Here is a 20,054-nt window from a genome sequence, read left to right on the forward strand (position 1 = left end):
TTATTCTGCCGGGACGGCGACGATGGTCGCGCTCGTCTTGGGTTGTTTGGCGACGGTGGCCCAGAGGTTATAGGCCATGATGATCCCGCCGGTCAGATACAGCACGCCACCAAGCGCACGGACCACGTTCATCGCGAATTTGGCCTGCACGGTGTCGGCGAAGGCGTTGACCAGGAAGCCCCGGCTGTCGACCTCGCGCCACATCAGCCCTTCCATGATGCCGGACACCCACATCGAGGCCGCGTAAAGCACCAGACCGATGGTCGCGAGCCAGAAATGCCAGCTGACCAGTTGCAGCGAATACAGGCGGTCACGGCCCCACAGGCGCGGCGTCAGGTAATACAGCGCGCCAAAGGTGATCATGCCGTTCCAGCCAAGCGCGCCGGAATGAACGTGGCCGATAGTCCAGTCGGTGTAGTGGCTCAGCGAGTTGACGGCCTTGATCGACATCATCGGCCCTTCAAAGGTCGCCATGCCGTAGAAACCGACGGCCACGACCATCATGCGCAGGATCGGGTCGGTGCGCAGCTTGTCCCATGCTCCCGATAGCGTCATCAGACCGTTGATCATGCCGCCCCAGCTGGGCATCCACAGCATGATCGAAAACACCATGCCAAGCGTCGTCGCCCATTCGGGCAGCGCGGTATAATGCAGGTGGTGCGGACCCGCCCAGATATACATGAAGATCAGCGCCCAGAAGTGGATGATCGACAGCTTGTAGCTATAGACGGGACGCTCGGCCTGTTTGGGGATGAAGTAATACATCATCCCAAGGAAACCGGCGGTCAGGAAAAAGCCCACGGCGTTGTGGCCATACCACCATTGCGTCATCGCATCCTGAACGCCGCCGAACAGTTGCACCGATTTCGACCCGAAGACGCTGACGGGGACGGCCAGGTTGTTGACGATATGCAGCATGGCGATCGTCACGATGAACGACAGGTAGAACCAGTTCGCGACATAGATGTGAGGCTCGCGGCGCTTCATCACCGTGCCAAGGAACACCGCAAGGTAAGCCACCCAGACAATCGTCAGCCACAGGTCGACATACCATTCCGGTTCCGCATATTCCTTGGATTGCGTGGCGCCCAGGATATAGCCGGTGGCGGCCAGCACGATGAAAAGCTGATAGCCCCAGAACACGAACCACGCCGTATTGCCGCCCCACAGCCGCGCCGCGCTGGTGCGCTGCACGACATAGAACGAGGTCGCGATCAGCGCATTGCCGCCAAAGGCAAAGATCACCGCAGATGTGTGCAGCGGCCGCAGCTTGCCGAAATTGGTATAGCCATGCATCAGCTCACTGAGGTTCAGCGCCGGAAAGGCAAGCTGAAAGGCGATGACGACGCCCACCAGAAAGCCGACCACGCCCCAGAAAGCGGTCGCGATCACGCCCGCACGGACGACGCCGTCCATATACTGATTTTCGGGATGCGGATCGGGCAGCGGCTGCTCGTTCCCGGTCTGGCGCAACGTGCGAATGAACATGACAGCCGCAACCAACATGACGATCAGCGCGTTGACCTGATAGGCCAGATCGTCCGCGCTGGCATAGTTGGCGGCGATCGCGGCGCCGACCGCGATGATGCCAAGCACGATCAGCTTGATGGTGTCCCACATGAGCTCTGAGTCCTCTTGTCCAAGGTCGAATACGGCAATGCCGCAAAACGGCTTTCGCCGCTCCGACCAGCGCAGTTACCGCCGGGTCGCATCCCGGCGCCTTGATCTGGGTCAAGGATGGTCGCGCGCCGTCACATTCGCGTGCGGTTTTGCGGCGGCCGAAGGCCTGAGGTGGGCATTGCAGGCGGGCATTGCGGCGCGGCACGGCTATCCTTGGGTCAACCTTGACGCGTATCAATGCGGGGCAGCCCGGATCATGCTATGATTCCAGCCATCCACAAAGACCGGTCCAACAGACAGAAAGAACCCGAACATGGGCTATAAAACCATTCTCACCGTCCTGACCGACCAGGGTCAGCAGGCCCAGCTGGAAGCCGCCATGGCCATCGCCCGGCACGAGGATGCGCATCTCGACATCTTCTGCCTTGCCGTCGACCACACCCAAAGCGGCTATTATTACGCCGGCGCCTCGGCCTATGTATTCCAGGAGGCGATCGACCGCGCGATGGAGGAAGCCGCCGCACTGGAAGCATGGGCACGCGGCATCGCCGAACAGAACAACATGCGCTTTTCCATCGATTCGGCGGTGGCGCAACTGGGCGGGCTGTCGACGCTGGTCGGCATGCGCGCCCGCTTTGCCGATCTGGTCGTGCTGAGCCGCCCCTATGGCGAAAAAGGCGGATCGGATGCCGAAGCCATCACCGAGGCCGCGCTGTTCGAAGGCAGTTGCCCGGTGCTGACCGTCCCCTGCCCGATCACCGAAAGTTTCGGCAAGAAAATTCTGGTCGCATGGAATCAGTCGAACGAGGCGCTGACCGCCGCACGCCGCGCCCTGCCCCTGCTGATCGCCGCCGAAAGCGTCGAGATCACCGTCATCGACCCTTCGCCCTACAGCCCGGAAAAATCCGAACCCGGTCAGGCGCTGGCCCAGATGCTGACCCGCCACGGCGTCAAGACCGAGGTCGCGGTGCTGGCCAAGACCCTGCCTCGGGTCAGCGCGATCATCACGCAGCGCGCCGCCGAAATCGGCGCCGACATGATCGTGATGGGCGCCTATGGGCATTCGCGCTTCCGTCAGGCGATCCTCGGCGGGGCGACGCGCAACATGCTGGAATCAAGCAAGGTTCCGGTGCTGATGGCGCGTTGACAAGAACCACGGGCGGCGGGTGACGCCGCCCCTGATCGCCCCCGGATCAGATAGGCGGGTCAGATCAGCGGACCGCCATCGACATCGTCGCCGCTGGCCTCGACCAGCCGCGCGACCGAAGGGATGACGATGTTGCGCTTGCCCGCCGGCTCGATGATGCCGTCCTTGCGCAGCGCGGTCATCTGGCGGCTGACGGTTTCAAGGGTCAGCCCCAGATAATCCGCCATCGCCTCGCGCGTCAGGGGCAGGTTGATCGTGCGCCGCCCGTCGGCCGGTTCGCCCAGGCGCGCCGCATCGCGGCGGCACAGGATCGCCAGCAGCGAGGCGATTCGTTCCCGCGCCGATTTGCGCCCCAGAAGCAGCAGCCATTCCCGCGCCGCATCCAGTTCGTCCAGCGTCATTTCCAACAGGCGCGAGGCGATGCGCGGCGTTTCGATCAACAGTTTCTCAAAGGGTTTGCGCCGGAAACAGCACAGCATCAGATCGGTGGTCGCGGTCACCGTATAGCTGGCGGTTTCGCGATTCGGGCGACCCAGAAAATCGCTTGGCAGCAGCAGGCCGACCATCTGGGTGCGCCCGTCCTCAAGCTGTTGGGTCAGCGTCGCCACGCCTTCGACGACGGATGCGACGAAATCCATTTCGTCCCCGGCCCAGATCACGGTCTGGCCGGCGCTGAAATTGCGATAGAACTTCATCTGTTCCAGAATCGTCAACTCGTGGCTGTCGCAATGTGCGCAAACCGCCCGATGGCGAATGGAACAGGTGTCGCAAGTGAACGGCTTCACCTGAAGTTTCACATCGGTCGGCATGCGAGTTGACCTACGTCAAGGAGCGTGGGGAAAATCACAGCCATGATAAGATCATGCAGAACATTTCGCAACTTAGACGATTGGGACTTTTTGACGCGCGTGTGCCACGTTACACGAGCTATCCGCCCGCGACCCATTTCGCGGGCGGGGTCACACATGCGGTCTTTGCCGATTGGGTCGGTCGCATTCCCGAAGGCGCCGAAATTTCGCTGTATCTGCATGTGCCGTTCTGCCGCCGCCTGTGCTGGTTCTGCGCCTGCCGCACCCAGGGCACCCAATCGGACGAACCGGTGCGCAGCTATGCCGATATGCTGTTGCGCGAAATCGCCCTGCTGGCGCGCCACCTGCCGCGCGGTGTCCGGCTGTCGCGGCTGCATTGGGGCGGGGGCACGCCGACGCTCTTGCCGCCCGATCTGATCCGCGCGCTGGCCGCGGCGATTCAGGACGTCGCGCCGCTGGCGCCGGGCGGCGAATTTTCGGTGGAAATCGACCCGAATGAAATCGACGACGCGCGCATGGATGCGCTGGCCGATGCCGGGCTGAACCGCGCCTCGATCGGGGTGCAGGATTTCGATGCCGAGATCCAGGACATGATCGGCCGTCACCAGAGCTTTGAGGTGACCGCCCGCACCGTCCACATGATCCGCGACCGCGCGATTGCCAGCGTCAATGCCGATATCCTGTATGGCCTGCCCGACCAGACCCCGACCCGCATCGCCGACAGCGTGCAGAAGCTGCTGGCCCTGTCGCCCGACCGGGTCGCGCTATATGGCTATGCCCATGTGCCCTGGGTCGCGCGGCGGCAGGTGATGATCCCTTCGGACAAGCTGCCCGATCCCGAGGCGCGGCTGGTCCTGTTCGAAACCGCGCGCGAGCTGTTTCTGGCCGACGGCTATCAGGAAATCGGCATCGACCATTTCGCGCGTCCGGGCGACGGGCTGGCCCGGTCGCAGGTGCATGGCCTGCTGCGTCGCAATTTCCAGGGCTATACCGACGACCGGGCCGAGGTGCTGATCGGGCTTGGCGCCTCGTCGATTTCGCGCTTTCCGCAGGGCTATGCCCAGAACGCGCCGGCCACCCGCGCCTGGATGGGGGCGGTTCAGGCCGGGCGTTTCGCCACCGCGCGCGGCCACGAATTCACGACCGAAGACCGCTGGCGCGCCCGCATGATCGAGGCGCTGATGTGCGATTTCCAGATCGACACCGCCGAATTCACCCGCGATTACGCGCTGTCACCCGCCGACCTGACCCGGATCCTTGCCCCGGTTGCCGCGCAATTCGGCGATCTGGTCGAGATGCGACGACAAGGGCCTGCGCATCACCGAGGCGGGCCGTCCGCTGACCCGGATGATCGCGCGGATGTTCGACGGCTACGACATGCAATCGCAGGGTCATTCGACGGCGATCTGAGGGTTGGGCCACCCGCAAAAGGGCGGCCTTTACCCTAATGTGCGGCGGCCCAGTTCGCGCCCTGCCCGGCATCGACGACCAGCGGCACGGCCAGTTTCACGGCGGGTTCGAGGGCGGATTCCATCACCTCCCGCGCGATGCGGATCAGGTCGTCGACGGCATCCTCCTGCGCCTCGAATACCAGCTCGTCATGGACCTGCAGCAGCATCCTGACCGGCAGGTCGCGGATCGCATCGGGCATCCTGACCATCGCGCGGCGGATGATATCGGCGGCGGCCCCCTGAATAGGTGCATTGATCGCCTGCCGTTTTGCTCCGCCTGCCGCCGGGCCCTTGTCGTTGATATTGGGCGTCATGATCCGGCGCCCGAACAGCGTGCGGACATAGCCGTCGCGTCTGGCCTGTTCGACCGTGCCGTCCATATAGGCGCGGATTTCGGGAAAGCGTTCGAAATAGGTGTCGATAAAGGCCTGCGCCTCGGCGCGCGGGATGCGCAGGTTGCGCGCCAGTCCAAAGCCCGAGATCCCGTAGATGACGCCAAAGTTGATCGCCTTGGCGCGGCGGCGGATCATCGGATCCATGCCTTCGACCGGGACGCCGAACATCTGGCTGGCGGTCATGGCGTGAATGTCGATCCCGTCGCGAAACGCCTGTTTCAGCGCTGGAATATCGGCGACATGGGCTAGGATGCGCAGCTCGATCTGGCTGTAGTCCAGGCTGACGATACGGTGGCCCGGCGTCGCGATGAAGGCCTCGCGGATGCGGCGACCCTCATCCGTGCGGACGGGGATGTTCTGCAGGTTCGGCTCGGTCGAGGCGAGCCGCCCGGTCTGCGCCCCGGTGATCGAATAGCTGGTATGGACGCGCCCCGTGTCGCGGTTGACATGGGTTTGCAGCGCATCGGTATAGGTCGATTTCAGCTTGGCGATCTGGCGCCAGTCCAGCACGCGGGCGGGCAGGTCATGGCCTTCGGCGGCCAGATCCTCCAGCACGTCGGCGCTGGTCGACCAGGCCCCGGTCTTGCCCTGCTTGCCGCCCTGCAACCCCATGGCGTCAAACAGGATTTCCCCCAACTGCTTGGGCGACCCGACGTTGAATTTCTGCCCGGCCAGCGCATGGATCTCATCTTCCAGCTGGGCCATCTTCTGGGCGAATGCGTTCGACATGCGGGCCAGATGGTCGGTGTCGACCTTGATCCCCGCCATTTCCATATCGGCCAGAACCGGGATCATCGGCAGTTCCAGCGTGCGATAGGGCGTCATCACCTGATTGGGCGCCAGCAGCGGGCGAAAATGCTGCCACAGGCGCCACGTCACCTCTGCATCCTCGGCCGCATAGGCGCTGGCCTTGTCGATCGGCACCTGGGCAAAGCTGATCTGCGACTTGCCCGAGCCGATCAGATCCTTGATCGGCATCGGCCGGTGGCCCAGATGCTCCTCGGCCAGCGCATCCATGCCGTGACCAAAGCTGCCGCCCGCCGACAGCGCAAAGGACATCAGCATGGTATCCTCGACCAGGGCCATGCGGATGCCCTGGCGGGCGAAAATCTTGTAGTCGTATTTGACGTTCTGGCCGATCTTCAGCGTCGCGTCGTCTTCCAGCATCGGCTTGAGCAGTGCCAGCGCCTGATCCAGCGGCATCTGCCCCGCCGACAGCGCGCCGGAGGCGAACAGATCGGCGCTGCCGTCGACATGCCCGACCGGGATATAGCAGGCCCTGCCCGGCCCGACCGCCAGCGAGATCCCGACCAGATCGGCCACCATCTCATCCGGCCCGGTGGTTTCGGTATCGACCGCGACGACGCCCAGCCCGGCGATCTCGGCCAGCCAGCCCTGCGGCGTTTCGGCGTCGCGGATGGTGACATAGGCGGCGTGGTCGATGGCGGGCATCGCAGGCGCCGTTTCGGCGCTGGCCGCAGGGGCCGCCGGGGCCGCGATCACCGGCGCCTCGGCGCCGAAGCGGTCGGCGACGCGGTTGGTCAGGGTGCGGAACTCCATCCGCGACAGGAAATCCATCAGCGCATCGGGCTGCGGATCCTGCACCTCAAGGCTTTGCAGGGTGAAATCCAGCGGCGTGTCGCAATCCAGCGTGACCAGCCGTTTCGAGATGCGGATCTGGTCGGCATGGTCGATCAGCACCTGCCGGCGCTTGGGCTGCCTGATTTCACCCGCGCGTTCCAGCAGCGTTTCCAGATCGCCATATTCGTTGATCAGCAGGGCCGCCGTCTTGATGCCGATGCCCGGCGCACCCGGCACGTTATCGACCAGATCCCCGGCAAGCGACTGCACGTCGACAACGCGATCCGGGCCGACGCCGAATTTCTCGACCACCTCGTCGGGGCCGATCAGCTTGCCCTTGATCGGGTCCATCATCTCGACCCCGCCGCCGATCAGCTGCATCAGATCCTTGTCGGAACTGATGATGGTGACGCGCCCGCCCGCATCGCGCGCCTGACAGGACAGGGTCGCGATGATGTCATCGGCCTCATAGCCTTCGGTCTCGATACAGGCGACGTTGAAGGCGCGGGTCGCCTCGCGGGTCAGGGGAAACTGCGGGCGCAGATCCTCGGGCAGTTCGGGACGGTTGGCCTTGTATTCGGGGTAGATGTCGTTGCGGAAGGTCTTGGCCGAATGGTCAAAGACCACGGCGGCATGGGTCGGCGCATCCGCGCCCTTGGCATCCTGAATGTATTTCCACAGCATGTTGCAGAAACCGGCCACCGCACCGATGGGCAACCCGTCCGACTTGCGCGTCAGGGGCGGCAGGGCGTGATAGGCGCGAAAGATAAAGGCCGATCCGTCGATCAGATGCAGATGATGGCCCTTGCCGAAATCTGTCGGGCCAAAATCTGTCGGGCCGAAATCGTTCGGGTCAGTTTCCGTGCTGTCGCCTGCCGCCATGATCGCATCCCCTTGCCTGTCCATCCGCCCGTTCTGGCAGAAACCGCGCCGAAGGGCAAAGGGGCGCGGCTGCTGTCCCGGTGGTCGCGGGCAATGTCGTCATCGTCAAGGCGGGATCCGCCCTGACGATGACACGGTTTGCCTTGTCCGGCACCCCGGCCGGATGGGGATCAAACGGGGATCACAGATCTTCGCGACCGGCGCTGGCGCTCGCCTCAAGGCAGGGTTCGCGCGTGAACCGGCCTTCCGACTGGTGAACCCAGTCCATGCCGACGGATGCAGCAAGGTAGTCGTCGGCATCCGGGTCATCCAGTTCGGACTGATGCAGGCGCGGCAGCACGAATGTCTTCATCAGCACCAGATACAGCAGGAAACCCAGAGGGAAGCCGATCACGAAGGCATAGGAGGACCACCATGCCGCAATCGCGCCCGCCAGCAGCCATGCCGCCATGCCCGCCGGGTTGACGCCGCGCATATAGCGATATTGCCCGAACGGGTCGTAAAGCGCGGGAACGTTGATCCGGCGCCGGCGGATGACATAGTAATCGGCGACCATGATCCCGCCGATGGCCGACAGGAACGCGCCGTAGTAGCCCAGAAAGACGAACAGGTTGTTCAGGATCTGCCACGGAAAGCACAGCGTCCCGATCACGCCCGCCAAGGCCACGCCGCTGCGATAGGTGATGATGCGGGGCGCAAGGTTGACGAATGTCAGCGCCGCCGGGATCAGGTTGGCCGAGTTGTTGGTGGACCATTGCGCCAGCACCACCAGGATCAGCAGCGCCAGCAGCGCGAAACCCTGCGCGTCGCCCTGGATCACCTCGACCGGGTTCCAGTTGCCGGTGGCGATGAAGGACACCGCGCCGATCCCCGCGATCATCGCCTGCGTGACCGGCAGCGCGATCAGCTGCGCCACGAAGATATTGCGGTTGCGGGCCGTGAAACTGCGCGTCCCGGTCTGCGTGCGGACAAAGCGCGTCAGGTTCGGGATGTCGATCGCCATGGTGGACCAGAAGCTCATATTGGCGATGAACAGCACGATCAGCGAGGCCTGCGCCTCGGCGCGGAAGGTCCAGATGTTCAGCCCCTGGGTTTCGGCCACGCCCTCCAGCGTGAAATACATCCAGACGGAAATCGCGATGATCGCCGGGGCGGCCAGTGCGGCCAGCCGCTCGACCGACTTGATGCCCAGCATGGTATTGGCGACCTGCACCACGGCAAAGATCGCATACCACAGGAACCAGTTGGAAAAGCCCAGGAAATATTCCCCGATCCCGTTCAGCGCCAGCGCCCCCAGATAGGTCTGGATGCCGAACCACATGGCCGCGACCACCCCGCGCGACACCGCCGGCAGATGGGTGCCGTGGATGCCGAAGGGCGCGCGCAGATAGACCGCAAAGGACAGCCCGTGTTCGGTTCCGATATCGGCGGTGGCCAGCATCAGCGCGCCGATGGCAAGATTGGCCAGCATGATGGTCAGCACCACCGTGGTCAGGCCGAACCCGCCCTGAACCCCGGTCGCGCCCAGTGAATAGGTGGCGATGATGACCGCGATGCCGACCCAGATCCAGGCATAGCCCAGCATCCCGATGGGCCGCTGCCCGGCGCGCGTGGGCAGGATGCTTTCCTCGATCAGCGATGTGCGATCCGACCTTGCGTCAAGGCCTTCTTGTGTCAGTGACATGGTTAACCCCTGTTGATCTGTCGCGTGGCCGTCACGCAAACCTCGCGTGCGGCCCGTTCTTTGACGTGAACCCGTCGTTGGATGTGAAAAGGGCCGCGTTGCGCGGTCCCTTCGGTCAGTCCGGTTTCCGCATCGCGGCGCGCAGTTTCTCGGTTGCCGCGACATCGACCGTTTCGGCATCGAGGTCGATGGCGACGCCATAGACCCCGCGCGCATGTTCCAGCGAGCAATAGCCGTCCAGAACATCCTCCAGCACCTTGCGGGCCGGGCGGTTCAGCGGGTCGCCATAGCCGCCGCCATTCGGGCTGTAATAGGTCATCACGTCATCCGCCCCGACCGCCAGCCCCGAGAATTTGGAATGCATCTCGCGTTCTTCGCCGGGTTTGCCGGGGTTGGTGATGGTGCAGCGCCCCACCACGCCGTCATGGCCGCCAAAGATACCCCAGGGCGCATCGGTGTGGCGTTCCGATCCATGGGTGATGAAGCCCGGCGTCAGCACCCGCTGCGACTTGACCACGCCGATCCCGCCCCGGAACTCGCCCGCGCCGGGCATGGCATCGTCGCGCAGCTCGTAACGGTCGCAGATCATCGGGATATGCATCGCCAGATCTTCCAGCGGGTTGTTGCGGGTGTTGGCCATCAGGTTGTCGATGCTGTCCGGTCCGTCGCTGCGTGGCCGCCCGCCATAGGCGCCCTCGTTCACCTCCAGAAACACCCAGTAATCGCCCGAGGGCCGCACCCCCGAATAGGCCGCGAAGCTGATCGAGGCCGACGACCCCGCAATCACCTGTTCCGGCATTACCGGGGCCAGCGCGCGGATGATCAGGTCGATCATGCGGTTGCATTGGGTGAACCGCGCCTCGGCGCTGGCGGGCGCGCGCGGGTTGAAGATCGACCCCAATGGCGCCGTCACCTTGATGGGCCGGAAAGAGCCTTCGTTCGATGGCACCCGCGTATCCGAGGTCGCGGCATCCAGCAGCAGCTTGCGGAAACCGGCATAGGCGGCCACCTTGGTCGAGCCTTCAAAGGGCACGTTATAGGCGGTGGGCGTCTGATCGGCGGAACCGGTCAGGTCCACCTCGACCTCGTCGCCGCGTACGCGGACCGTCACCTTGACCTTCAGGCGCTGGTCGCGGTTGCGCCCGTCATCGTCCAGCCAGCCCTCGGCGGTGTAATCGCCATCGGGGATTTCGCTGATCCGCTGGCGGGTCATGCGTTCGGCATAATCCATCAACTGATTGGCCGCGCCAAAGACCATGCCTTCGCCGTATTTCTCGATCAGTTCGACGAAACGGCGCGCGCCAAGCCGGGCCGAAGCCACCTGCGCCTCGATATCCATCACCAGTTGCTGGGCGGCGCGGCTGTTGTTGCGGATATAGTTCCACATCGCGCCATTGCGTTCGCCCTTGCGATACAGCTTGGTGCCCGCGAACAGCATCCCTTCGGCATAGACATCGGGCACGTCGATGATCAGCCCCGGCGTCGCCGCGCCGATATCGACGTGATGCGCGGTATTGCCCGCGAAGCCGACCAGCCGGTCCTGATAAAAGACCGGCACGACGATGGCCAGATCGGGGGTATGGCTGGAGCCGTGATAGGGGTGGTTGTGGACAACCACGTCGCCCTCATACCATTCGCCATCCTCCAGCGTTTCGGCGATGCCGCGCAGATAGCCGGGGATCGAGCCGATATGCATCGGCGTCGATCCTGATCTGCACAGCGTGTTGAAATTCACGTCGAACAGCCCCGCCCCCAGATCCTGGCTTTCGCGGATGATCGAGGAAAAGGACATCCGGTAAAGGACATGGCCCATTTCCTCGGCGATAGTTTCAAGGGCCCCGCGGATCACCTGCAGGGTGATGGGATCGACTTCCTTGATTGTGGTCATCTGGTTCATCTCAGGCCCCTTTGCTGATGCGCGTGTTGCCATAGTCCAGCGTCTCGGCCACATAGCCCGGCGGAACCAAGGTGGTGGAATTGTGCTGGATCAGGATCGCCGGCCCCGGCACGCGGTCGCCCGCATAAAGCCGGGTGCGATCATAGCGCGGGGTTTCCAGCGTCCGGCCGCAATCGAAGGTCGTCGGGCGCACGAACATCAGCGCCCGGTCGATCGAGGAACCATCGGTGGGCTGCACCTTCGGAATCTCGATCCGCCGCACGCTGGCCGAACCGATGACCCGCAGGGTGATCAGTTCCACCTCGGCGTCGCGATAGGCATAGCCGTAATCCTGTTCATGCGCGTCGTGGAAGCTGTCGATGATGACGCGCTTGTTGTCCTGCGTCAGTTCGCCTTCGGGAAATTCGGCGCGCAGTTCGAACCCCTGCCCCTGATAGCGGCATTCGGCGATGATCTTCAGCGCCTGAGCATCACGGGCGATGCCGTCGGCGTCCAGTTCCGCATGCACGTCCCGGCACAGCTTTTCGATATGGCCGTTGATGCGGGCCAGATCGGCGTCGCTGGCAGAGTTCAGGACAAGAATGCCCGCCTCGGTATGTTCATATTGCAGATCGGTTTTCAGCAGCCCCACGGCGGCGGTGATGCCCGGCGCGACCGGCACGATCACGTCGCGCGCGCTGACCGCCTCGGCCAGAGCGACACCATGCAGCGGACCCGCGCCGCCAAAGGGCATGATGGAAAATTCGCGCGGGTCGATGCCTCGCGCGACCGAGTTCGACCGGATCGCCAGCGCCATGTTGTTGTTGATGATCCTGATGATTCCCAGAGCCGCGTCCTTGACCGTCATGCCCAGTGGCTTGGCGATCTTTTCCTCGACCGCCTTGCGGGCCAGATCGGCATCCAGTTGCAGATCGCCCCCTAGCGCCATGTCGGGATCCAGCCGCCCCAGCACGATCTGCGCATCTGTCACGGTCGGCTCTTCGCCGCCACGGCCATAGCAGGCCGGACCGGGTTCCGACCCCGCCGAACGCGGGCCGACGTTGAACGCCCCCGCCTCGTCGATGAAGGCGACCGAACCGCCGCCCGCGCCGATGGTCACAAGGTCGATCATCGGCGTCAGCACCGGATAGCCCGACACATAGGTATCGCGCTGGTTCATGATCTTCAGCTGGCCGCCCGGAATGGTGGAAATATCGGCCGAGGTGCCGCCGATATCGACGGTGATGATATTGGGTGTATCGGCCATCTCGCCCTCTGCCCCGCCACCGATGACACCGCCCGCAGGGCCGGACATCAGGATGCGGATCGGACGGCGGGCGCAGGAATCAACGGTCGAGACGCCGCCATTCGACTGCATGATCCGCAGCTTCGATGTGACCCCCGCCTCGCGCAGCCGCGCATCCAGATCGCGCAGGTAATAGGATGTCTTGGGCCCGACATAGCAGTTCATCGCCGCCGTCGAGAAACGTTCGTATTCACGCATCACCCGCGCCAGTTCCGACGAGATGGTGACATAGGCGTCGGGCATTTCCTCCAGCACGATCTCTTTCGCACGGAGTTCGTGGGCGTCGTTCAGAAAGCTGAACATGAAGCCGATGACGACCGAATGGATGCCGCGCTTGCGAAACAGCGCGCAGGCATCGCGCACGGCCTGTTCGTCCAGCGCCACGGCAACCTCGCCCTTGGGCGGCAGGATGCGTTCGGCAATCGCGATGCGGTTGCGGCGTTTGACCAGCGGCTGCGTCTGCCACGGCACGTCGAAATGCAGGCTGAAATTATAGGGGCGCTTGTGCCGCCCGATATGCAGGATGTCGCGGAACCCTGCGGTCGTCAGCATCCCGCATTCGCTGCCATTGTGTTCGATGGTGATATTCGTCGCGGTGGTGGTGCCGTGAACGATCATCTCGACCTCGGACAGATCGATTCCGGCTTTGGTGCAGATGCCCTGAACACCCTGAACCACGCCGATCGACTGGTTTTTCAGCGTGGTCGGAACCTTGTGATAGAACACACCCTTGGGGCATTCGAGAACGAGATCGGTATTGGTCCCGCCCACATCGACGCCAATTCTGGCCATGTCGTCTCTCCTGTTGCTGGCGGCCGGGTTCGTGCGCGGACGCCTGATTGAAGCGCCCTGCCCGAACGGATCGGGCGGGGCAAGGGCGGCTTATTCGGCGGCGATTTTCTGGGCTGCAAGGCCTTCGATATAGGCCACGCATTCATCGACCGTGTGGACATCGCCGAATTTCGCGTCGATATCGAACAGGTTCCGGGCGACGGCGCCCGGCACGCGGTCGCCGATGGCTTCCTTGACCGCGATGGTGCGGAAACCGTCGGCGATGCCGTCGCAGATCGTCTGGCGCACGCAGGCGCAGGCGGTCACGCCGGTCACAAGGATCGTATCCACCCCGTTCGCGCGCAGGATGCCCGCCAGTTCGGTGCCGTGGAAGGACGAGGCGCGTTTTTTCAGCAGGGTATATTCACCCTCGACCGGGGCGATGCGGCTGTCGATGGCCCAAAGCTCCTTGTCCTTGATATCGACGACATCGACCGGGATCTTGTTGTGCCACAGGCCCATATCGGTGAAATCGGCGTTGCGGTCGGTGATTTCATAGGCGGTGGTGACATGGACCACGGGCAGGCCGGCACCACGGAACGCCTTCAGCAGCTTTTGCATGCCGGGGATGATTTCATTGTCCATCTTCTCCTGATCGCAGGTGAAGGGGTTGCCCGGCCGGGTCCAGGCATTGGCCAGATCGACGCTGACCAGCGCCGGGCGCTTGCCAAAACCGACGCGGCGCTGAAAGCCGCGTTCCTTGTACAGCTTGGTTGCCGTGTCAAAGGCCTCTTGCAGCAGACGGTCCAGTTCCTTGGTGTCGACTTCGCTCATGGTCGGTATTCCTTGTGTCATTGATGCAGGGTCGCTTTTGCGTGCCTGTGGTTTACGAGCCGTCCCCAACCCTTGCAGGCATGGCGATCCGCCGCTCTGATTGCCATGATCGGTGGATGATTGACGCAAGGGAATTGGCGTGTCAGCATTTATTCATGCGCCATATGCATCAATAAACCGGGGTGGTCCCATGCATGATATTGCGGGCATCGAGAATGTTCATTCCTTCATCACGCTTGCCGAAGAACTGAACTTTCGCCGCACGGCAGAACGGCTGAACCTGGACCAGTCCGCGCTGAGCCGCCGCATCCAGAAGCTCGAATCGGTCCTGGGTTTCCGCCTGCTGGAACGCACCACGCGCGAGGTGACGCTGACCCAGGCCGGGCGCAGCTTTTACGAAGACAACGCCCATCTGCTGCGCCGCTATGGGGCCTCGGTCGCGCTGGCCCGCCGGATCGCCGAAGGCAAGGCGGGGTCGCTGACGGTGGGCTATATGGCCTTTGCCGCGACCGAGCTGATGCCCGCCGCGGTGGCGCGGTTCCGCCAGTTGCATCCCCATGTCGATCTGACCATCCGCTATATCCGCACGCAGGGGCAAAAGATCGCGCTGGCCAATGACGAAATCGACGCGGGCTATATGATCGGGCCGTTCGACCATTCCGACTATCACACATTGGGACTGACGGCCGAGCCGCTTTATGTCGTTACCCCCCGCAGCCATCCCCTGCTGCGGCTGCCCGTCATCACGCCGGCCGATCTGGCCGGGCAAGGGCTTATTCTGGGCGATCTGGACGAGTGGGGCGAATATCGCTGGAAACTGAACCACCTGTTCAGCGCCGAGGGGATTTCGCTGAACGTCACGCTGGAGGCGTCGAACACGCTGGCGCTGATCGGGCTGGTTGCGGCGGGGCTGGGCATCACCATCTATCCCGAAAGCCTGATCGGCTTTCTGGGCCGCAACGTCGAGGTCCGCCAGATCATCCACCCCCTGTTCCGCAGCCGCACGGTGCTGGTCTGGAAAAGGTCGAACCGCGCGCGTCAGCTCCGAGACTTCGTCGAGGTCGCAAAGCTGACAGGCAGCAGATAAGGGGGCATGCCGGACGGCGGGCGGATGCAGGGTGAAGGGGCATGCGCAAAAAGAGCGTCACGGCGACCAGCCGGCACCCTTTCGGGACGGTCTTGCGGTGATGCCCGGCCCGGCCGCTGACAGCCGCGCGCTTTACCCTTTCAGAAACCCGCGCCTGACGCCTTCGCCAACAAGGCTCTGCGCGGTCTGCCACAGCAGTTCTGACGCCTGCCCGATCGGCGCCTTGCGGGCCAGAACATCGCGAGCGGTGACGCCGGGGGTATGCCATGTGCCGCCGCTGGTGAAAAAATTGTGCAGCAGGGGCTGCAGCCGATCCATGGCGCGGGCGAATCTGGCCTCGGGGGTTTTGCGCGCTTCGAATTCATCCCAGAGCGCCGCGAACTCGGCCGCCTGATCTGCGGGCAGCAGCCCGAAAATCCGCTCGGCGGCCCCTTGCTCTCTCTCCTCCTGATCGGCGGAGGCCGCCCCGTCATAGATGAACGTATCGCCCGCATCTATTTCGACGATGTCGTGGATCAGCAGCATCCGAAGAACATGCAGCAGGTCGGTGCCTTCATCGGCATGTTCATGCAGGACCGCCGCCATCATCGCCAGTTCCCAGCTATGTTCGGCGTCGTTTTCGCGCCGCGACCCATCCAGCAGCGGCGTGCGGCGCAAGACCTGCTTGAAGCTTTCGACCTCTAGGATGAACAGGAATTGCTGGCGCAGCCGGTCGTTCTGCACGATGTCGGACAGTTCCGCGCTGCCAAGGGACAGGGGTTCGCAGGGGGTCTCGGTCACGTCCGGCTCCATCTCGGTGCGGGGTATTGGCCGCATCCTTATCCCCAGGGCGCGCGGCTGTTCCATCGTCAACGGCCCCGCGCGCGATCACGCCGGGACGATGCAGCTATTCGCCCGCCAGATGCGCGTCGGTGGTTTCGCCCGGCGCCGCCTCGACATTGCCAGCGGGGTCGGCGCTGAGTTGACTGCCGGCCTGCGGCGGGGTGAAGGGCGCGCTGAGTTCGGCCTTTCTCGTCTGCTTGTCATAGACGCAGATGTAGCGGTCGGCGAATTCGTCAGAGGTGGTCTGGACGATCAGCGCCACGCCATAGCTTTCCGAGCCAAAGGGGTTGACCTCGATCACCGTCTCGCCGCCCTCGGGCACGGTGGCGGCGGCCAGTTCGGTGCAGGCGGCCTCGACATCGGCGCGGAATTCCTGCCGGGCATCCTCGGACGAGGCCAGCGCCGGGCTGGCCGTCAGCGCGATCAGGGTCAGCGGCAGAATACGCATCTCGGCTCCTCTCTCTCGGTTCTGAACCGAACGCATCGGCCCCGTCAGGGTTCAATCGCGGGTCGGACGATCCAGCCCGATCAGCTTCACAGAGGCGTCGAGTGCGGGCCCGCGCGCCGCCAGATTGGCAAAAAGCGTCGCCTGAGATCGCAGGATCGGTTCGGTCCCGATGATCTTCAGATGGTTCGCGCGCAGGGTTTCCCCGGACGAGGTGATATCGGCGATCGCCTCGGCCGTCAGATTGGCAACCGTGCCTTCGGTCGCGCCCTGACTGTCCACCAACTGGTAATCCGCGACCTCTCGGGCGGACAGGTATGCGCGGACAAGCCTATGATATTTCGTCGCAATCCGCAGGCGAAAGCCGTGGTTCCGGCGGAACTCACGGGTGATCGCGGCAAAATCGTCGATGGTTTCGCAATCGCGCCAGCAATTCGGCACCGCCAGAATCAGGTCGGCATGGCCAAAGCCCATCGGCGCCAGTTCGACCACGTGGGAACGCCAGCCCGCCAGCTTTTCGCGCAGCAGATCGGTGCCGGTCACGCCCAGTTCGATCCGGCCCGCGGCCAGTTCGCGCGGGATTTCGCCCGCCGACAACAGCACCAGCGACACGCCCTCGGCGCCCTCGATCCGGCCGGAATATTCGCGGTCCGAACCTGCCCGCGACAGGCGCACGCCACGGGCCGCGAACCAGTCGAAGGTCTGTTCCATCAGCCGCCCCTTGGACGGCACGCCAAGGCGGATCATGCGGACTCCAATTCGGCGATCAGGCCGGGGCGGATGATGCCCCCGACGGCGGGAATGGCGCGCGGCGGTTCCTGCCCCTGCCCCAGCACACGGGCCAGCGCGTCCTAGCGCCCGCCCGTGGCGACCGGCGGCCAGTCGTCCCGCCCCGGCGCGGTAAAGGAAAAGGTCAGGCCGTCGTAATATTCCATCGACTGCCGCCCGTGCGTCGGGTCGAAATGGATCAGGTTCAGGTCATGCCCGGCCGCCGCGATCCGTTCAAAGCGGCGCGCGACCAGCCCGACCGCCTCGCCGATTTCAGGCATGTCGCAGGCCAGTTGTCGCAGTTCTTCCATGGCCTGCGGCGCCGGGGCCGAGATATCCAGCAGCCTGCGGATGCCTTCGGACCATTCGGGGGCAAGGGGCGCATCGGTCGGCCGTGACAGGCGGTCGATGCGCGATTGCATCTCTGCCTGACTGCGCAGGCCGGTCCAGGGGCCGGTCGCCGGGGCAAAGTCGCGCGGGCGCGGCGCGGCGGAAAAGCGGGTCAGATAGCTGCGGAAACGCGCCGGGGTCCAGATGTAATGCAGCAGGGTCTCGCGCCGGATCTGCGACAGGGGCAAGCCGCGGATCGCATCCAGCATCAGCCGCATGTCACCCATCCGTGCGGTCAGGCCATAGGGGGCAAGGATGCGGGAAAACAGCAGGAAAACCTCGGCATCCGCATTGTCGTCGCGGGCGAAAAGTTCGTAGCCCGCCTGCAGGTATTCGTTTTCGCGCGGATGTTCGGGGCGGATGTCGCCGTGGTCCTGCTTGCGGAAAACCTCGCCCAGATAGCAGTAGCGGGCGGGTTCGGCGCCACCCGCCATATGCATCTGCACGACCGGCACAGTGAAATCCGGGCGCAGCATCATTTCGCCCCGGATCGGGTCATGGGTGACATAGGCGCGGGCGCGGATGTCTTCGCCATACAGATCCAACAGGGTTTCGGCGGGTTGCAGGATATCGGGCGCGACCTCGACCGCGCCCGCCTGACGGAACTGCGACAGGATGCGCTGGCCGACCGCCTGACGGGTGCTTTTGTCGATCATGCGCTCAGGATCTTTGCGACAGCGGCGACCAGATCGGCGCGGGGAACTTCAGATTGGGCAGGCTGCGCCTTCCATTCGTCATGGCTGGCCTGGGCCGCGATTTTCGCGCCCAGAACCAGGTCCTTGATCTGGACGACGCCCCGCTCTGCCTCGTCCCCGCCCTGGATCACCGCGACCGGCGAGCGGCGTTTATCCGCATATTTCAACTGGTTGCCGAAATTCTTCGGATTGCCCAGATAGACCTCGGCGCGGATGCCTGCCGCGCGCAATTCGGCGGCCATGGCCTGATAATCGGCCATGCGGGCGCGGTCCATGACGGTGACGACGACCGGCCCCTGATCCTGCGTGCCCGCCAGCCCCTTGGCGCGCAGCGCGGCCAGCAGGCGGTCGACGCCGATGGACAGGCCCGTCGCGGGCACCTTTTGCCCGGTGAAGCGTTCGACCAGACCGTCATAGCGCCCGCCGCCCGCGACCGAGCCGAACTGCCGCTTGCGGCCCTTTTCGTCAAGGATTTCAAAGGTCAGTTCGGCCTCGAACACCGGGCCGGTATAATAGCCAAGGCCGCGCACGATGGACGGGTCGATGACTACGCGATCCGGGCCGACGCCCTGGGCGGCCAGCAGACCCGCGATTTCGGCCAGTTCCTCGACGCCTTCCAGCCCGACGACAGACGCGCCAGCCGCCGCCCGCAGATTGGCCAGCGTTTCCGCATTGTCCGCCCCTTTCGAGGACAGGAAGGCGATTACAGGATCCACGGCATCCGCTGCCAGCCCGACGCCGTCGATAAAGGCGCCGCTGTCATCCTTGCGCCCCGTGGTCAGCAGTTCGCGCACGCCTGCCTCGCCCACCTTGTCGAATTTGTCGATGGTGCGCAGCACGGCATCGGCCTGTTCGCCCGCCGTCACGCCCATTTCCTCCAGCACGCCGTTCATCACCTTGCGGTTGTTGACGCGCACGATGTAATCGCCGCGCTCGATCCCGCAGCCTCCAGCGCATCGGCCAGCATGGCGCAGATCTCGGCATCCGCCGCGACGGACAGGGCGCCGACCGTATCGGCATCGCATTGATAGAACTGGCGAAAACGACCCGGACCCGGCTTTTCGTTGCGCCAGACCGGCCCCATTGCGTAACGGCGGTAAGGCGAGGGCAGATCGTTGCGGAACTGCGCCGCGACGCGCGCCAGCGGCGCGGTCAGGTCCTAGCGCAGCGCCATCCAGTCGCCCGAACCGCCGCCCGGCACATCCGCCTCTTGCCAGGCAAAGACCCCCGCGTTCGGACGATCCACATCGGGCAGGAACTTGCCAAGCGCCTCGACCGTCTCGACGGCGCTGGTTTCCAGAGGGTCAAAGCCGTGGCGATGATAGACCGCCGCGATACGGTCCAGCATCTGCTTGCGTTCCGTGACATCAGCGCCGAAATAGTCGCGAAAGCCCTTGGGCGTTTCCGCCTTGGGACGGGGCTGCTTTTTGGTATCCTTGGCCATGACCTGCCTTTTGGCTGTTCGGCCGTGGGTCTAGCGGATGGAGACTG

General features: G+C 64.2%; 12 protein-coding genes and 3 pseudogenes. 3 read left to right on the forward strand and 12 right to left on the reverse strand.

Annotated elements, in window-relative coordinates; all coding sequences use genetic code 11:
• Complete coding sequence (ccoN, locus tag PE067_RS04935; protein WP_276188089.1) at positions 1-1,620, reverse strand: cytochrome-c oxidase, cbb3-type subunit I; 1,620 nt, start codon at positions 1,618-1,620, stop codon at positions 1-3.
• Between the two features lie 313 nt (positions 1,621-1,933).
• On the opposite strand from ccoN, the gene PE067_RS04940 reads away from it, so the two are divergent.
• Positions 1,934-2,767: a universal stress protein gene (locus PE067_RS04940; protein WP_276188090.1), complete on the forward strand. Its 834-nt coding sequence runs from the start codon at positions 1,934-1,936 to the stop codon at positions 2,765-2,767.
• A 59-nt stretch (positions 2,768-2,826) separates the two neighbouring features.
• Here PE067_RS04940 and PE067_RS04945 read toward each other — a convergent pair whose 3' ends face one another.
• Complete coding sequence (locus tag PE067_RS04945; protein ID WP_276188092.1) at positions 2,827-3,576, reverse strand: Crp/Fnr family transcriptional regulator; 750 nt, start codon at positions 3,574-3,576, stop codon at positions 2,827-2,829.
• Positions 3,577-3,629: 53 nt separating this feature from the next.
• On the opposite strand from PE067_RS04945, the pseudogene hemN reads away from it, so the two are divergent.
• Positions 3,630-4,986, forward strand: a pseudogene (hemN, locus tag PE067_RS04950) (oxygen-independent coproporphyrinogen III oxidase).
• Between the two features lie 34 nt (positions 4,987-5,020).
• On the opposite strand, the gene polA reads toward hemN, so the two are convergent.
• From polA to PE067_RS04975, 5 genes are all read right to left on the reverse strand, one after another.
• Positions 5,021-7,909 carry a DNA polymerase I gene (gene polA, locus PE067_RS04955; RefSeq protein WP_276188093.1) on the reverse strand — a complete coding sequence of 963 codons (2,889 nt, stop codon included), beginning with the start codon at positions 7,907-7,909 and terminating at the stop codon, positions 5,021-5,023.
• A 157-nt stretch (positions 7,910-8,066) separates the two neighbouring features.
• A complete protein-coding gene (locus PE067_RS04960; RefSeq protein WP_276188094.1) occupies positions 8,067-9,569 on the reverse strand; it encodes an NCS1 family transporter in 1,503 nt (500 codons plus the stop codon).
• A 115-nt stretch (positions 9,570-9,684) separates the two neighbouring features.
• Positions 9,685-11,466 (reverse strand): hydantoinase B/oxoprolinase family protein, encoded by a 1,782-nt coding sequence (locus tag PE067_RS04965; RefSeq protein ID WP_276188095.1) that lies wholly within the window; start codon positions 11,464-11,466, stop codon positions 9,685-9,687.
• Position 11,467: 1 nt separating this feature from the next.
• A complete protein-coding gene (locus PE067_RS04970) occupies positions 11,468-13,543 on the reverse strand; it encodes a hydantoinase/oxoprolinase family protein (protein WP_276188096.1) in 2,076 nt (691 codons plus the stop codon).
• Positions 13,544-13,633: 90 nt separating this feature from the next.
• A complete protein-coding gene (locus tag PE067_RS04975) occupies positions 13,634-14,356 on the reverse strand; it encodes an isochorismatase family protein (RefSeq protein ID WP_276188097.1) in 723 nt (240 codons plus the stop codon).
• Between the two features lie 190 nt (positions 14,357-14,546).
• Here PE067_RS04975 and PE067_RS04980 point away from each other — a divergent pair, with 190 nt between their 5' ends.
• Positions 14,547-15,443 carry a LysR family transcriptional regulator gene (locus tag PE067_RS04980; RefSeq protein ID WP_276188098.1) on the forward strand — a complete coding sequence of 299 codons (897 nt, stop codon included), beginning with the start codon at positions 14,547-14,549 and terminating at the stop codon, positions 15,441-15,443.
• A gap of 132 nt (positions 15,444-15,575) precedes the next feature.
• Here PE067_RS04980 and PE067_RS04985 read toward each other — a convergent pair whose 3' ends face one another.
• The 5 genes and pseudogenes from PE067_RS04985 to hisS form a co-directional block, all read right to left on the reverse strand.
• Entirely contained in the window at positions 15,576-16,223 is a 648-nt protein-coding gene (locus PE067_RS04985; protein WP_276188099.1) for an HD domain-containing protein, read from the reverse strand.
• A 106-nt stretch (positions 16,224-16,329) separates the two neighbouring features.
• Entirely contained in the window at positions 16,330-16,713 is a 384-nt protein-coding gene (locus PE067_RS04990) for a hypothetical protein (protein WP_276188100.1), read from the reverse strand.
• A gap of 51 nt (positions 16,714-16,764) precedes the next feature.
• Entirely contained in the window at positions 16,765-17,457 is a 693-nt protein-coding gene (hisG, locus tag PE067_RS04995) for an ATP phosphoribosyltransferase (protein WP_276188101.1), read from the reverse strand.
• A pseudogene (locus PE067_RS05000) lies at positions 17,454-18,521 on the reverse strand (ATP phosphoribosyltransferase regulatory subunit). Before PE067_RS05000 ends, hisG begins: the two are co-directional and overlap by 4 nt.
• Positions 18,521-20,007, reverse strand: a pseudogene (gene hisS, locus PE067_RS05005) (histidine--tRNA ligase). The pseudogenes PE067_RS05000 and hisS overlap by 1 nt, the downstream one beginning before the upstream one ends.
• Between the last annotated feature and the right edge of the window lie 47 nt (positions 20,008-20,054).

Source organism: Paracoccus sp. DMF-8 (assembly GCF_029309835.1).
Lineage (GTDB): Bacteria > Pseudomonadota > Alphaproteobacteria > Rhodobacterales > Rhodobacteraceae > Paracoccus.